Raw genomic sequence first — 13473 nt, forward strand, 5'->3', positions numbered from 1 at the left:
TCCTCGTGTGTTCAAGTCTTTCGCGCTCGAGTCACACGGTGTAGGGCAGAAGGTCATTAGCTCGGTGAACACAGACGGTCCCACCGATGTTCACGGTATCCCAGATCGTGCCGGTATACGACAAAATTCCCGACGAGGGAGGTGATTCGGATTCGAGCACCGGCGGCACGAGCGGATCTGCCTCGTGACCGATTACTCGTCCCGATTCTTACTCGTCCCGATCTGCATCGGTCCTTTCATCCGCTTCCGTCGCGGGGGCTTGTTGGATCTCGATGTGCTTTTCCGCTGTCTGAGATTCGGAGACAGGCATCGACACCGTCAGAATTCCACCCTCATAGCTGGCCTCGATCTCATCGTCCGTCGCGCCTGCCGGCAGCGGGACCGAACGGTAGAAGCTTCCGTATCGAAATTCCGACCGAGCATCCTGGCTCTCTTCTGTGCGTTCGGCCTTGATGGTCAGTTGTCCGTCGCGGACGCTGACGTCGATGTCTTTGGCAGGGTCCACGCCGGGTAGTTCGGCGCGCAGTGTGTAGCGCCCGTCAGCGATTTGTTCCTCGACGTGAATCATGTGACGCCCGAGTGACATCCACGGAGGTGTCGCCTCGAATCGGGGCAGCAGGTCCGGCCAGTCGGGCAGAGCCGGCAGGTTCGAGAACCAGGACTGGTGCGGGCGGCGGGGCGAAAGAGTGCTCATGACAACTCCAATCAGGGATAGTCGACACTGACTCTTCGATTGGACTCCTCGGGTGCACAACGAGGTAGGGCCAACAGTCCTCTATTCCATTGGTGGCCAACCCCACGTGGCCCGATCGGGCGCTGTTGTGACGGAGTTTTCTGTGCTGAAGTTTCGGCCCCGACGCGCTTCGATGTTCCGGTCTGTCCTGGGGTGCCGGGGTGCTGCCTGATGCCTGAGGCCTGATGCCGCCCGCTGCGGTCGGCGTAATCTGAGGTTCGGAGCGGTCACGCAGCCAGGATCGGAGTTTGACGCATGATCACGGTATTTCTAGTGGACGACCACGAAGTCGTCCGCCGCGGGATCGCGGACCTCTTGGGGGCCGATCCCGATCTGACGGTCATTGGCGAAGCCGCCTCTTATTCCCAGGCGATGGCACGGGTGCCCGCATTGAAACCGGACGTCGCAATCCTCGATGTCCGCCTGCCCGACGGGAACGGAATCGAGTTGTGCCGCGAATTGCAATCGACAGTACCCGACTTACGTTGCCTCATAATGACATCGTTCATGGACGACCAGGCTATGCTCGACGCGATCCTCGCCGGCGCAAGCGGATACGTGGTCAAGGACATTCGGGGCATGGAACTGGCGGAGGCGGTCCACGACGTCGGCGCGGGCAAGTCCCTTCTCGACAGTCGCGCCGCCGATGCATTGAGAGCGAAGATTCGAGCGGACTCGAGCGAGCGGGAGGGCATGTTCGGTCACCTGACAAATCAGGAGAGAACGTTGCTCGCCCTACTCGGCGAAGGGCTGACCAACCGCCAGATCGCCGCCCGGATGTTCCTCGCGGAGAAGACAGTGAAGAATTACGTTTCGCGTCTGCTGACCAAGCTGGGAGTCGAACGAAGGACTCAGGCGGCGGTACTCGCTACGAAGATGCCGTCCAGACCAACCGACACCTGACAGCTACCCCTCCAGATCGGGATCGGCCAAGTAGCGGTTCCATCACAGTTGATGCGACTACGTGGAACAATGCGTTGTGTGAGCGGTGAACCGGATGGGCGGGACGAACCCCCTCTCCTCGGCAGGCTCTCCGAGCTTCGGCTCCGCGAACTTCTGGCCGAGGTGCGCGATCGAATCGAGCAAATCGTCGATGCTCGGGAGCACGTCGACGGACTGCTCGAGGCGATGCTGTCTGTGACATCGGGACTCGACCTCGACAGCACGCTTCGCACGATCGTCCATGCGGCGATCGAGCTGACGGATGCCCGGTACGGCGCTTTGGGCGTGCTCGGCCCGGGTGAAGGACTGAGCCAGTTCGTCTACGAGGGGATAGACGAGAAGACACGCGAACAGATCGGCGACCTTCCGCGTGGGCGCGGTGTCCTCGGTTTCCTCATCACCAATCCGAAGCCGTTGCGGTTGAGTGACATCTCCCAGCACCCTGCTTCTGTGGGTTTTCCTGCCCACCATCCGCCGATGACGACCTTTCTAGGTGTCCCCGTTCAGATTCGGGACGAAGTATTCGGGAATCTCTACCTCACCGAGAAGGCCGACGGGTCACAGTTCACCGAAGACGACGAGGTCATTCTCCGTGCTCTCGCGGCTGCCGCTGGAATCGCGATAGAGAATGCCCGGATGTTCGAGGAGTCGCGGACCAGACAGTCCTGGCTCGAGGCGACACGCGAGATCACGACCGAACTTCTCGCGGGGAGCGACATGGCAGAGGTGCTTCAGGTGATCGCGGACGATGTGCTCTCCCTCGCAGGGGCGGACAGCGCCATTCTCGCCGTTCCGGATGATCCCGACACGCCGTCGGACGACGTCACCGAACTCGTTGTCGCGGCGTCCTCCGGGGCGGTGTCCGGTCGCTATATCGGCCTGCGGATCCCGCTTCAGCGGTCGACCTGCGGCGAGGCATTTCGCGAACGAACACCGCTCCGCGTCCCCGAACTCGCGTTCGAAGCTGCGTCCGATGCTGAAACCCGAGGCCCGGCGATGGTACTGCCTCTGCGAGCAGCGCAATCGGTAACCGGTGTGCTGTTGGCACTCCGCAACGCAGACTCCGCGCCGTTCACCGACGAGCAGTTGGCGGTGATGTCGGGATTTGCGGATCAAGCGGCCATCGCGCTACAACTTGCCGACAGTCAACGCCGGATGCACGAACTGGAGGTGCTGTCCGATCGCGACCGCATCGCGAGAGACCTACACGATCATGTCATCCAGCGACTCTTCGCGGTCGGGTTGTCGCTTCTGAGCACCCTGCAACGGGCGAAGTCTCCCGACATCAAGGCGCGGCTCGGACAATCGGTCGACGATCTCCACGACATCGTGCGCGACATCCGTACCGCTATCTTCGATCTGCACGGAGGTTCGGACGGCACGACCCGGTTCAGGCAGCGACTTCAAGAGATCATCACCGAGATCACCGCCGATTCGGGACTTCGAACAACCGTGCACACCTCGGGGCCGTTGTCCGTCGTCGACTCCACGCTCGCCGAACATGCCGAGGCTGTCCTCTGCGAGGCGCTGAGCAACGTGGTTCATCACGCGGCCGCCGAGACCGTCACGATCAGTATCTCCGTCTACGACGATCTCGTCATCGAAGTCTCCGACGACGGCGTCGGGTTCTCGGAGGATGTTGCCACCAGCGGATTGGAAAATATGGCGACCCGGGCGCGTGAGGTCAACGGACGCTTCACCATCGATACCACCCTGGGGGGTGGCACCACACTCCGTTGGTCGGCGCCACTGTCCCGACCCGGGCGCTGACCAGACCGAGTCACCCAAGACACCGCCGTGGTGAGGACCTTGTCCCCTACAGTGCGCACGTCGTGGCTGTGACGATGGTGAATACAGAAGCCGCGCATATCCTCGAGGAGAATACAATGACCGCTCGTCGCCCGATTCTCGTGGGAACAGACGGTTCCCCATCGTCGGTTCAGGCAGTCGCTTGGGCTGCGTACGAAGCTGCGCTGCGGAGTTGTCCCTTATCGGTGATCACGACCAACTTCGTTCCTGGTAACTACGGTGTCCCCATCGGTATGCCGGCGAGCTTCTTCGAAGACGAAGAACGCGACGCGAAGAACCGCCTCGAGGCTGCGGCCCAGCTCGCGGCTGAAAGCGCACCCGGACACACCTTGGACATTCAGACCACTCTCTGCACAGGCACCCCGGCCGGTGAACTCCTCGAACGATCGAAATCCGCATCGATGGTGGTCGTCGGTGCGAACAGGCGTGGGATCATCGAGCGAGGGTTCCTCGGGTCGGTCAGTGCCGCAGTGGGCACCCACGCGCAGTGTCCGGTAGCAATCATTCGCGCCAATCCCGAAACCGAGATCACCCGTACTGAGGGCCCGGTTGTCGTCGGGGTGGATGGATCAGCTCACAGTGAAGCCGCCATTTCGATGGCCTTCGAGGAGGCTGCGCTGCGGCGGTGTGAACTGGTCGCAGTTCACGCATGGTCCGACGTCAAGCTCCCCAGGGGAAGCGATAGCGATGGCGAGTCCAAGGTGCAGCAGGTTGTCACCCAGGAAACTGCCGTGTTGTCGGCCAGCCTCGCCGGCCGTGCCGAGAGCTTTCCGGACGTGAAGGTTCGGACGAAGGTCGTGAGGGACGACCCGGTGCAAAACCTGCGTGAGCAAGCCGATAGTGCCCGACTGCTCGTGGTGGGTAGTCGCGGACGTGGAGGGTTCGCCAGCATGCTGCTGGGATCCACGAGTCGGGCTCTGATGCACTCGGTCCGCTGTCCACTCCTCATCGTTCGGTAGCTTCTTGCAGGTTGCACGGTCACGAGAACGTTGGTGATGCAGACCGAGGCGTATCGTTGAACACCACCCGCGGACCGGCTTCCGACCGAGCAGTTCGATACCACGGACCCGACGCTGCGGACCGCGGTCGATGACGAAAGGCCCTGATACATTTGGCAACAACCTCGCTTGGATGAATTCCGGCAGCAGACTACTGGCAGGTGATGGCGCATGAAAGCAACTCTGGACTCCGCCGACGAAGACGACCTGCAGACCCTGCAGACTCTGTATGAGCGGGTGGAACGTCACGAACGCCATCCGTCGACGATCCACTCGGCTGCCATCGCGTGACGGAGTCCTCATGCAGATCTCCGACAGGTCGCAAAGGTCTTCGTCGCCGCGCGTCGCCGGCGATCTCGGCGTGAACGGAACCGAGACGCACACGGCCTATGTCTTTATGGTCGGTGATGTCGTCTTCAAGGCCAAGAAGCCGATCAGGACGGCGTTCGTCGACTTCGGTACCGCAGAGAAGCGGCGCGAGGCATGTGAGCGCGAAGTAGCTTTGAACCAGAGGCTGTGCCCCGATGTGTATCTCGGAGTGGCGCAGCTCATCGACCCCGGCGGGGTTGAGGCGGAGCCACTGGTCAAGATGCGCCGGATGCCGGCGGATCGCAGGTTGGCCCTGTTGGTCACGAAGGACAGCGACTCTCACCCGTTCCTGGATACAATCGCGGAGCTCGTCGCCCACTTCCATGCGCGAGCCGAGCGGAGTGCGGAGATCGACCGGGACGCAACGGCGGATGCGATCACCGTGCGGTGGGGGGCCAACGTTTCCGAGGTGTCGGGCTACCAATGTGATGTGCTGTCCGAGGTGGAGATCGACGAGGTCGACCGACGGGCCCGGAGATACCTGAGAGGGCGGAAGGATCTGTTCGACAACCGGATCCGGGAAAGCCGTGTCGTCGATGGGCATGGCGATCTTCTGGCGGACGACATCTTCTGTCTCCCGGACGGGCCGCGCGTTCTCGACTGTCTCGACTTCGACGAGCACCTGCGCCACGTCGACGGTGTCGACGACGCAGCATGCTTGGCCATGGATCTCGAGTACCTCGGGCGCGAAGACCTCGCGTCGCGGTTCCTCGATCGCTACTGCCTCGAGGCTGCTGACCAGCCACCCGATTCTCTGCGCCATCACTACATCGCGTACCGGGCGTTCGTGCGCGCGAAAGTGGCATGTCTGAGATACATGCAGGGTTCTCTTGCCGCCAGCGAAGACGCCCGGTTGCATTGCCGACTGGCCTTGCGACATCTGAGAGTCGGCACTGTTCGACTGGCTTTGGTCGGAGGGCTGCCCGGCACGGGAAAGTCGACGCTCGCGCGCGGATTGTCCGAACGTACCGGCGCGGTCGTCATATCCAGCGATCGCGTCCGTAAGGAACTCGCAGGACTCGATGCGAGTTCCCGTCAGGTTTCCGAATTCGGCGAGGGTTTGTACACCGGCACCATGACCGACCGCACCTATGCCGAGATGCTGCGGAGGGCGGCTACCCACCTCGCCGCCGGGCAGTCGGTCATCCTGGATGCATCGTGGACCCTGTCGGGTTTCCGACAGCATGCGGATCTCGTTGCTAGCCGAAGCCACAGTGATCTCGTCGAACTTCGGTGCACAGCGCCACGCGATGTCGCTATCGGGAGGATACGGAATCGACCACTCGGCGACTCGGACGCGACACCCGCGGTGTACGACGCCATGTCCGCGCAGGCTGCCCCTTGGACATCGGCCACAGAGGTCGACACCGCCGCGGCCCCCGAGGAAAGCCTCGCGGCGGCCGAGCGGATATGGCATTCGACATCGGAGTGGCGAAAGGACTAGGAAAAACAGCCGTGGTTGCGAGGCGGTTTACCCGAGAAGAGAAGGCGCGGATGCCCGGCATCGTGACCGTGACGATGAATCCCGCGCTTGATATCACCACGAGCACGAGCATGGTCGTACCGACCAGCAAGGTGCGGTGCGGAGAACCGCGTCGCGACCCCGGCGGTGGCGGTCTCAACGTCGCCCGGGTGCTCCGAGTCCTCGGAGCATCGGCTACGGCGGTGTTTCCGTCCGGTGGCCACATCGGCCGTGCCATAGAGGATCTGGTGGCCACCGAGGGTGTCGCGATGCGCAGTCTGACGATCCGGGGGTCCACACGGGAGAGTCTTACGATCAACGAGACCGAGACGGGTCTGCAATACCGGTTCGTCCTGCCTGGGCCCAGGATGACATCGATGGAGCAGGCAGCCTTTCTCGACCTGGTCACGGAGGCCGCGTCCGAGGCCTCCTACGTGGTCGTGAGCGGGAGTCTTCCGCCGGGTGTGCCTGACGACTTCTATCAGCATGTGGCGGATGTCGTCGGCGAACTGGGTGCGCGTGTGGTGGTGGATACTTCCGGCCCGGCGCTGCGACAACTTCGGGGTGGTGTGTTTCTCGTCAAACCCAGCATTCGTGAACTGCGGGAGTGGACTGGGCGGAAGTTGCAGGTGGTCGACGACCAGGTGGCCGGGGCGCGAGAGCTCATCGTCCGCGGAGTATGCGCTGTGGTCGTACTCTCTCTGGGTGCCGAGGGGGCTCTCTTGGTCACTCGGCACCAAGAGGAGTACTTCCCGTCGATCGACGTCCCCGTGGTCAGTGGTGTGGGCGCAGGAGACAGTATGGTCGCGGGGATGGTCTACGGTCTGGCTCACCGCTGGTCGCTGAGCGACTCCGTCCGATACGGGGTTTCGGCGGGCGCAGCCATGCTGCAGACACCGGGTACCGCGCTGTGCCGACTGGAGGACGTCAAGCGCTTCTATAGCGAGCTCACCGACGGATCGGCCCCGACTCGCTCATCGGGCTCCTCCGCGCCTGCCGTTCGCCGTGCTGATCGGTGAATTCGACCTTGCCCGATCGAGTAGTATTCGGCGTTCTGCCGCGGCAACGTTGCGACGGGTGGTGGCGGCCACGTCCGGCGTCACGGACACGGAGGTGATTCCCCCGCGCACGAGATGTTCGGCGAGCGTCGGATCCGTTGACACCGCCTGTCCGCAGAGGGATGTCGAGAGCCCGGCACGTGTGGCTCGTTCGATGATGACGTCGATCGCGTCGAGCACTGCTGGATCCATGGCGTCGAACAATTCTCGGCAGATCTCGGAATCGCGGTCGACGCCGAGCATGAGTTGAGTCAGATCGTTGGTGCCGATCGAGACACCATCGATGCCGAGAGCCGCATATTCGGGGATCCAGTATGCAACCGAGGGCACTTCCGCCATGATCCACCGATGCATCGAGCGGTCGGTGCCCAGTGGATGGGCGTCGAGGTGTGCGAGGCACCGTTGAAGTTCCCAGCGTGTGCGGACGAACGGAATCATCAGATGCACATTCGGGTAACGCTTCCTCGTGGCGAGGAGCACGTCGAGGTCGAGGTCGAAGAGTTCCGGTTCCCGGACGTAGCGGAAGCACCCGCGATAGCCGATCATCGGGTTGTCTTCGTCTGGTTCGACGTCGCCCCCGGCAAGGTCCGCGAATTCGTTCGTGCGCAGATCGATCGCTCGGTAGATGACCGGTCGCGGCGCGAACGCTGCCGCGATGCGCTCGACGGCCGCCACCATCGCGGCCACGTACTCGTCTCGGCGTCCCTGCGCGATCATCGCCGCCGGGTGCATACCTTCGAGTGCATCCATGATCATGAACTCGGCGCGCAGCAATCCCACTCCGTCGACGTCGAGCGCGGCCACCTTTTCGGCGGCATCTGGTGTGGCCAGGTTGACGTACACGGATGTGGCTGTCACCTGCGGTGCCACCGATCCCCCGCCGTTTGTCCGGACGGGCGCAGGCTGCGGTGGAGCACCGGTGCGCGTCGGTGTCGAGTCCGGCTCAGAGGTGGCCACCACGCCGTCGTAGACCACCCCGGAATCACCGTCCACGGTGATCATCCGGCCGTCCTGTAGCTCACTGGTAGCGGTACGAGTACCAACGACCACAGGACGTCCCAGTTCCCGCCCGACAATTGCGGCGTGACAGGTGATTCCGCCGCCGTCCGTGACGATCGCCCTCGCACGGCGCAGCACGGGGAGCCAGTCCGGGCGCGTCATCGGGGCGACAAGTATGTCACCGTCGGACAGCCGGTGGGAATCGGCCACTGTTCGCAGTACGCGCACCCTGCCCGAAGCCGCTCCGGGCCCCGCACCGAGTCCCTGGACGAGTACCTTGCCGGTCGATTCCCCATGCTCATCACGTGCCCGCGCTACGCCGAGCGTGGTAATGGGACGCGTCTGAACGATCCACAGCCGGTCTCCGGCGAATGCGAACTCGAGGTCTTGAGGTATGTGATAGTGGTCTTCGACAGCGACGGCGAGCATTGCCAGTCGCTCGATCTGATTCTCGTCGAGAACGCGTTGCCCCTGCGCCGCGGCGGGAATCTCTACGCGTTCGCCGTCGGCATTGGCCTTGATCGAAAAGGACTGCAACCCGATGTGGGTGTCGATCACGTCGAATCCCGACTTCGCCACCACATAGGTGTCCGGTTCGACCTGGCCCCCCACCACCGTTTCGCCGAGTCCCCTCGCGGCCTCGACGACGACTCGGTCCCGTGCACCCGTTCTGGGATCGGCGGTGAAGACGACACCAGACTGGTCGGCATCGACCATCAACTGCACAACCACAGCGATCGATGGTTCGTCGTCGACCTTCTGAACACTGCGATAAGTCAGCGCGCGTTCGGACCACAACGACGCCCAGCATTTGCGTATGGTCTCGATGAGCGCGTTCTCCCCGGACACATCGGTGAAACTGTCGTGGATGCCCGCGAACGACGTGTCGGACGCATCCTCGGCCGGGGCGGACGAACGCACCGCCACACGGGGTGATTCGCCACCGAGTTTTCGATACGCCTCGAGAATCTCCGCTCGAAGGGCATCCGAGATCGGTGCGTCGAGCACGGTCGACCTCAGGTCGTGCGCCATCGTGGCGAGGGCGGCGTCGTCGGTCCCGGTTGGTGGCAACGCCTGATCCCGCAGGGAGTCCCGCACCCCAGCGTCATCCATCGCCTTCAGGTAGCCTTCCGCAGTCACCGCAAACCCGGCCGGGACCGGGAAGCGCGCCCGAGTCAATTCTCCGAGGTTGGCCGCCTTACCGCCCACCGACGGTGCGTCTGCCAATCCGAGTTGATCGATCGGCTCCACCCAATGGTGCTCGACTACTACTGCCCGCTGCACATTCATGTGGTTCCCTCGTCACTACTGTCCAGACAACGAGGTTCCCTCGTCGTTACTGTCCAGACAACACCGGCGCGTCCGGGACGCACAGAGTCAAAAGTCACCGCCCTTCGGTCGCTCGACGTAGCGGATCGGAGGCCTGCCCAGCCGTCGGGAAGCCGGCAGCATTGCCGGTGCCGTCTAGATTCTGTAGCAGAAATGTTCTGAGGCACAGCTAATTCCGAACATGTGAGGACAGCAGAAGGTTCCCGAGCCGTGAGATGCGTGGCGGGTGGATGCCTTCCGGCTCCAGCGCCCCCGATGATCGCGTCACCGAGGTATCCAGGCTTTCCCTGAAGCACTCTTCGAGTCACCGCACGAACAATTCCGGGATGTGAGGGTCCTAGGACCCTTTCATACCTGCAACGTCGCGCCGATGCTGGTATGTGAGAAGAGGAGTCGTCATGCACGCACGACATGTGATGAGCAGTCCGGTCACGACAGTAGATCGATCGGCTTCGGTCGATGACTGCCTGCGGTTGGTCAGTAGGTCGCACTTCACGGTTCTTCCGGTCGTCGACGAGAGGACCCATCTCGTGGGCATCGTGACCGAAGGAGATCTCCTCAGAGCACGATTTCACGACCTGCACGGAACTGGCGGTGGCATCGACAAAGCGGGTTCGAAGCACGAAGGGTTGACTGTGGCCGATGTCATGACCAGTCCGGTCGTCGCGATGACGGCCGACGCGGAGGTCAGTGAGCTTGCGTCGGCCATGCTGCGATCGCGCCTGCGAGGGATACCCATCGTGGACAAGCACGACATCATCGGGATCGTCACTCGTCCGGATCTCATCGCCGTCCTCACAGCGGACGACGCTCGGATTGCGAAGGAGGCTCAACATCGACTCGACGTGTACGGCGGTGCCGGTCGGTGGCGAGTGGAGGTAGCTGACGGTTCCGCCCTGATTCACGGAGTCACGACCGGCGACCCGGAACGAGATGTCATCGCCGCACTGGCCGAAACCGTGCCGGGCGTCGGCGAGGTTCACTTCCCATCCGATTGAACCCATCCGATTGGGCCATGATCGAGGACGCACGCCGCTTCCCGTGGCCGCTCGTGAACGTGGCCGCTACATGGGTTTTTGATGGGTTTTGGCGGTGTGTTCGCCCTGCCCGCCGTCGCCGGCCCCCTTCTGGGCGGTTGATCCGGTTAGCTGCCTCGGTGCGCGGTCACTGCACGGTGAAGCTGCTCATCATGAACGGGTGATACCTGCAGTGAAAGGCGTATGACCCGGGCTGGTCGGGCACTGTGAGCGTCTTGGTCTCACCAGGATGGATCTCGACTTCTTCGAACGGGTTGTTGGGGTCGTCCGAGGTGACACTGTGTTCGACATCGTCGTTGTTGCGGATGGTGACCTCCTCGCCGGGCGCGAAGGTTCCTGAAACGCTGAACGTGTAGTCGTCGGCAACGATTTCCGGGCCGGACGCCTGATCGGCGCTTGCGGGCGGGCTTGACGAATCGTTGTTGCCGCTACTGCAGGCTGCGAGCGCGAAGACGGTGAACAGGATCGGCAGGACAAGGGTGAGAACGCGTTTCAATTTGGTCGCCTCCGAATGCACATGAGAGCGGATGCTTCATGCACCGCCCTTCGTCAGAAGTGTACCGATTCTCGCGGCGCCGCTCCCTTGTCTCCGGGGTGTACAATCACCGACCGTTCAGAGCCTCCTGCGCATTGATGTCAACCACCGGATTTGTCAGCGCGGCAACAGCTTCTGCGTAGAGCGAGGACTTGATCTCACCGAGGGTGCGGCCACGAGTTGCGACAAGGCTGCGAGCATGTTCGACGGCATTGGGCAGCACGTCCTGTGCAGGCGCGACCTCGTCGATGAGTCCGCGTTCGCGAGCCTCGATGCCGCCGTACCGACGACCGGTGACAAGCGCTGTATGCGCGACGCGGGTGGGTAGCCGCGCTGCGAGCAGGGCGATACTGCCGGGTGCATAGCTTGCGCCGACGGTGATTCCGGGCAGGCAGAAGTAGCCGCGGTCCTCGCGCATCACCTGATGATCGTGGGCTGCAGCGAGGATGGCGCCGCCGCCGAAGGTATGTCCGTTCAGCGCGGCCACGGTGGGCATCGGAAACGTCAGGATCCGCGCGAACAGCGCCTGCACGGAATCGATGTAGGAGTTCAGACGGTCGGTGTTCGCGAGGACCCACGCGGTGTCGAGGCCGGTGGAGTAGTACTTCCCTACTGCCGTGGTCACCAGGGCGGCAGGACCTTCGTGGGCTTCGATCTCGTCGAGAAGTTCCTCGACGCGCTCTATCCAGTCCGGGTGGAGGGTGTTTTCGCCACCCCCCTCCCCTTCCGCGCCGAAGTACAGGACGAAGACGTCTCCCACACGCTCCACATAAGGCATGGGCCGAGGCTACCGGCTGTCGTTGACGGTCCACTACCAGAAAGACGACATCAAAAGGCTGAAGTTTCAACCGTCGCCGGGCAGGGTATTTCGATCTTCGACGAGGTGTGGGGGTGGACCATGAAGAGTGAATCGGGCATTGCCAGCACGAACACCATTCGGGACTACATCCTTGCGGTAGCCAGGGACGTTCATGCCGACTCTGTCGATTGGTGGGAGATGGAGAGCATTGACGTCGTCCTCGTGCTCCCGTTCCGGCTACACAACCTGCCGGATCGCAATGCGGTGCTGTCATGGAACAGGAACTTCGGGTGGTCCCTTGGGGTGGAGGGACTCGGCTGCAGCGTGGTCGTGATCGACGGTCTGGGCATCGGACGGATGCCATCTCCCGCCCAATGCTCGGACAGAACCGCGGAACTGATCGACGACTACTGCCGGAACACGCCAGCGCCGCCAGGCGTGCCCGACGCGGCAATCATGCCGCCTGCCGCGGTCGGTCGCTGGCACGGGGTAAGCGGGGAAGCCCCGGCGCAGGGAAGACGGGAAAGGGTGATTCGGCGACCCTACCTCGCGCATTCCCGAAGGTCTCAAACCCGCGGGTCCGGTGAGTGACCCGGTAGTGATCGCGGGATCTACTGCACGTTCCACGCCTGCGCCAGGGAAATGCACAGTTGGTTCTTCATTGCACGAATCTTGGGTGGGTCCGCTTCCTTCGGGGCGAGACCGGCCAGAACCAGGTCCATGAATCGGTGTCGGGTTACGCCGAACCGGACGAGCACGTCCGCGTCTGTGGCGCCCCCGAACGGTGCCCACTGAAGGGCAAAGTCGATCATCCAGCGAGCATCCGAACTGACTGCATACGTCCGTTCGAGGAGGTCACATCGGCGAAGGGCCGACCGTAGCCATTCGGTGCTGTAGGTGGTAGAGGGTTCGTCCCAGGTCTGCGTACTCATGCGTCTTACCTCGGGAAGGCGGATTGGATGGAGAACACGGGTAGCTGATCTTCCGGCGACATCGGACGGTACTCGACACGTACCGGTCGGTCTGGTTGGTTCGGAACGTCCCCGTCTATCCAGGTGTAAACCCAAGGCCCTTCGTCGAGTTCGACGATGGCTATCGTGCAGGGGACGAAATCCTTCCCGATCCCATCGACCTCGCGATGGACAACCTTCGAGGACACGATCGACCCTCGGCCGGAAACCGGCACGCGCTCGAGTCTGCGGCCATGACAGTGCGGGCAAGTCACCATCAACGGCGCCAAGAGCGTCCCGCAGTCCGAACAACGCTGAATCATCAGTTCCCACGTCCGTGCCGCACCCTGCACATGGGTGGCCCCCGCTGCGGTCATGCGACTACATTCTCGACGTCGGCCCCGGAAGCGGCCGATCCCCTGGCCCACTCGTGATGTCGATCGGCGATGTGCG

Annotated in this window: 13 protein-coding genes; 7 read left to right on the top strand and 6 right to left on the bottom strand. The window is 62.9% G+C overall.

What is annotated here, in order from left to right:
• Window positions 1–208 precede the first annotated feature (208 nt).
• Entirely contained in the window at window positions 209–694 is a 486-nt protein-coding gene (locus BFN03_RS07975) for an Hsp20/alpha crystallin family protein (RefSeq protein WP_070378570.1), read from the bottom strand.
• 294 nt (window positions 695–988) lie between these two features.
• Between BFN03_RS07975 and BFN03_RS07980 the strand changes: the two genes are divergently transcribed.
• The 5 genes from BFN03_RS07980 (at window position 989) to BFN03_RS08000 (ending at window position 7332) form a co-directional block, all read left to right on the top strand.
• Window positions 989–1636 carry a response regulator gene (locus tag BFN03_RS07980; RefSeq protein WP_070378571.1) on the top strand — a complete coding sequence of 216 codons (648 nt, stop codon included), beginning with the start codon at window positions 989–991 and terminating at the stop codon, window positions 1634–1636.
• A gap of 69 nt (window positions 1637–1705) precedes the next feature.
• Window positions 1706–3445, top strand: coding sequence for a GAF domain-containing sensor histidine kinase (locus BFN03_RS07985; RefSeq protein ID WP_070378572.1), 1740 nt, complete (start codon window positions 1706–1708; stop codon window positions 3443–3445).
• Window positions 3446–3561: 116 nt separating this feature from the next.
• The gene (locus tag BFN03_RS07990; RefSeq protein WP_070380720.1) at window positions 3562–4443 is read left to right on the top strand and encodes a universal stress protein; all 882 of its coding nucleotides are present in this window, start codon (window positions 3562–3564) and stop codon (window positions 4441–4443) included.
• Between the two features lie 340 nt (window positions 4444–4783).
• Window positions 4784–6295 (top strand): bifunctional aminoglycoside phosphotransferase/ATP-binding protein, encoded by a 1512-nt coding sequence (locus BFN03_RS07995; RefSeq protein ID WP_070378573.1) that lies wholly within the window; start codon window positions 4784–4786, stop codon window positions 6293–6295.
• Window positions 6296–6345: 50 nt separating this feature from the next.
• Entirely contained in the window at window positions 6346–7332 is a 987-nt protein-coding gene (locus BFN03_RS08000; protein ID WP_070380721.1) for a 1-phosphofructokinase family hexose kinase, read from the top strand.
• On the opposite strand, the gene ppsA is transcribed toward BFN03_RS08000, so the two are convergent.
• Entirely contained in the window at window positions 7288–9660 is a 2373-nt protein-coding gene (gene ppsA / locus BFN03_RS08005) for a phosphoenolpyruvate synthase (RefSeq protein WP_070378574.1), read from the bottom strand. The two genes, BFN03_RS08000 and ppsA, sit on opposite strands and share 45 nt — an antisense overlap.
• 437 nt (window positions 9661–10097) lie before the next feature.
• Between ppsA and BFN03_RS08010 the strand changes: the two genes are divergently transcribed.
• Entirely contained in the window at window positions 10098–10697 is a 600-nt protein-coding gene (locus tag BFN03_RS08010) for a CBS domain-containing protein (protein WP_070378575.1), read from the top strand.
• Between the two features lie 166 nt (window positions 10698–10863).
• On the opposite strand, the gene BFN03_RS08015 is transcribed toward BFN03_RS08010, so the two are convergent.
• Both BFN03_RS08015 and BFN03_RS08020 read right to left on the bottom strand, forming a co-directional pair.
• Window positions 10864–11232: a cupredoxin domain-containing protein gene (locus BFN03_RS08015; RefSeq protein ID WP_070380722.1), complete on the bottom strand. Its 369-nt coding sequence runs from the start codon at window positions 11230–11232 to the stop codon at window positions 10864–10866.
• Between the two features lie 106 nt (window positions 11233–11338).
• Window positions 11339–12049 (bottom strand): enoyl-CoA hydratase/isomerase family protein, encoded by a 711-nt coding sequence (locus tag BFN03_RS08020; protein WP_070378576.1) that lies wholly within the window; start codon window positions 12047–12049, stop codon window positions 11339–11341.
• A 120-nt stretch (window positions 12050–12169) separates the two neighbouring features.
• Here BFN03_RS08020 and BFN03_RS08025 point away from each other — a divergent pair, with 120 nt between their 5' ends.
• Window positions 12170–12661 (top strand): DUF6292 family protein, encoded by a 492-nt coding sequence (locus BFN03_RS08025; RefSeq protein ID WP_070378577.1) that lies wholly within the window; start codon window positions 12170–12172, stop codon window positions 12659–12661.
• Between the two features lie 20 nt (window positions 12662–12681).
• On the opposite strand, the gene BFN03_RS08030 is transcribed toward BFN03_RS08025, so the two are convergent.
• Entirely contained in the window at window positions 12682–13002 is a 321-nt protein-coding gene (locus BFN03_RS08030; RefSeq protein ID WP_070378578.1) for a hypothetical protein, read from the bottom strand.
• Between the two features lie 5 nt (window positions 13003–13007).
• Window positions 13008–13397: a Zn-ribbon domain-containing OB-fold protein gene (locus BFN03_RS08035; protein WP_070378579.1), complete on the bottom strand. Its 390-nt coding sequence runs from the start codon at window positions 13395–13397 to the stop codon at window positions 13008–13010.
• Between the last annotated feature and the right edge of the window lie 76 nt (window positions 13398–13473).

It is taken from the genome of Rhodococcus sp. WMMA185, from assembly GCF_001767395.1.
Classification (GTDB): domain Bacteria; phylum Actinomycetota; class Actinomycetes; order Mycobacteriales; family Mycobacteriaceae; genus Rhodococcus_F.

What these genes read in the sequence shown, in the direction of transcription:
- BFN03_RS07975 (WP_070378570.1), bottom strand. Translation starts at nt 694, where the DNA reads ATGAGCACTCTTTCGCCCCGCCGCCCGCACCAGTCCTGGTTCTCGAAC.
- BFN03_RS07980 (WP_070378571.1), top strand. Translation starts at nt 989, where the DNA reads ATGATCACGGTATTTCTAGTGGACGACCACGAAGTCGTCCGCCGCGGG.
- BFN03_RS07985 (WP_070378572.1), top strand. Translation starts at nt 1,706, where the DNA reads ATGCGTTGTGTGAGCGGTGAACCGGATGGGCGGGACGAACCCCCTCTC.
- BFN03_RS07990 (WP_070380720.1), top strand. Translation starts at nt 3,562, where the DNA reads ATGACCGCTCGTCGCCCGATTCTCGTGGGAACAGACGGTTCCCCATCG.
- BFN03_RS07995 (WP_070378573.1), top strand. Translation starts at nt 4,784, where the DNA reads ATGCAGATCTCCGACAGGTCGCAAAGGTCTTCGTCGCCGCGCGTCGCC.
- BFN03_RS08000 (WP_070380721.1), top strand. Translation starts at nt 6,346, where the DNA reads ATGCCCGGCATCGTGACCGTGACGATGAATCCCGCGCTTGATATCACC.
- ppsA (WP_070378574.1), bottom strand. Translation starts at nt 9,660, where the DNA reads ATGAATGTGCAGCGGGCAGTAGTAGTCGAGCACCATTGGGTGGAGCCG.
- BFN03_RS08010 (WP_070378575.1), top strand. Translation starts at nt 10,098, where the DNA reads ATGCACGCACGACATGTGATGAGCAGTCCGGTCACGACAGTAGATCGA.
- BFN03_RS08020 (WP_070378576.1), bottom strand. Translation starts at nt 12,049, where the DNA reads ATGCCTTATGTGGAGCGTGTGGGAGACGTCTTCGTCCTGTACTTCGGC.
- BFN03_RS08025 (WP_070378577.1), top strand. Translation starts at nt 12,170, where the DNA reads ATGAAGAGTGAATCGGGCATTGCCAGCACGAACACCATTCGGGACTAC.
- BFN03_RS08030 (WP_070378578.1), bottom strand. Translation starts at nt 13,002, where the DNA reads ATGAGTACGCAGACCTGGGACGAACCCTCTACCACCTACAGCACCGAA.
- BFN03_RS08035 (WP_070378579.1), bottom strand. Translation starts at nt 13,397, where the DNA reads ATGACCGCAGCGGGGGCCACCCATGTGCAGGGTGCGGCACGGACGTGG.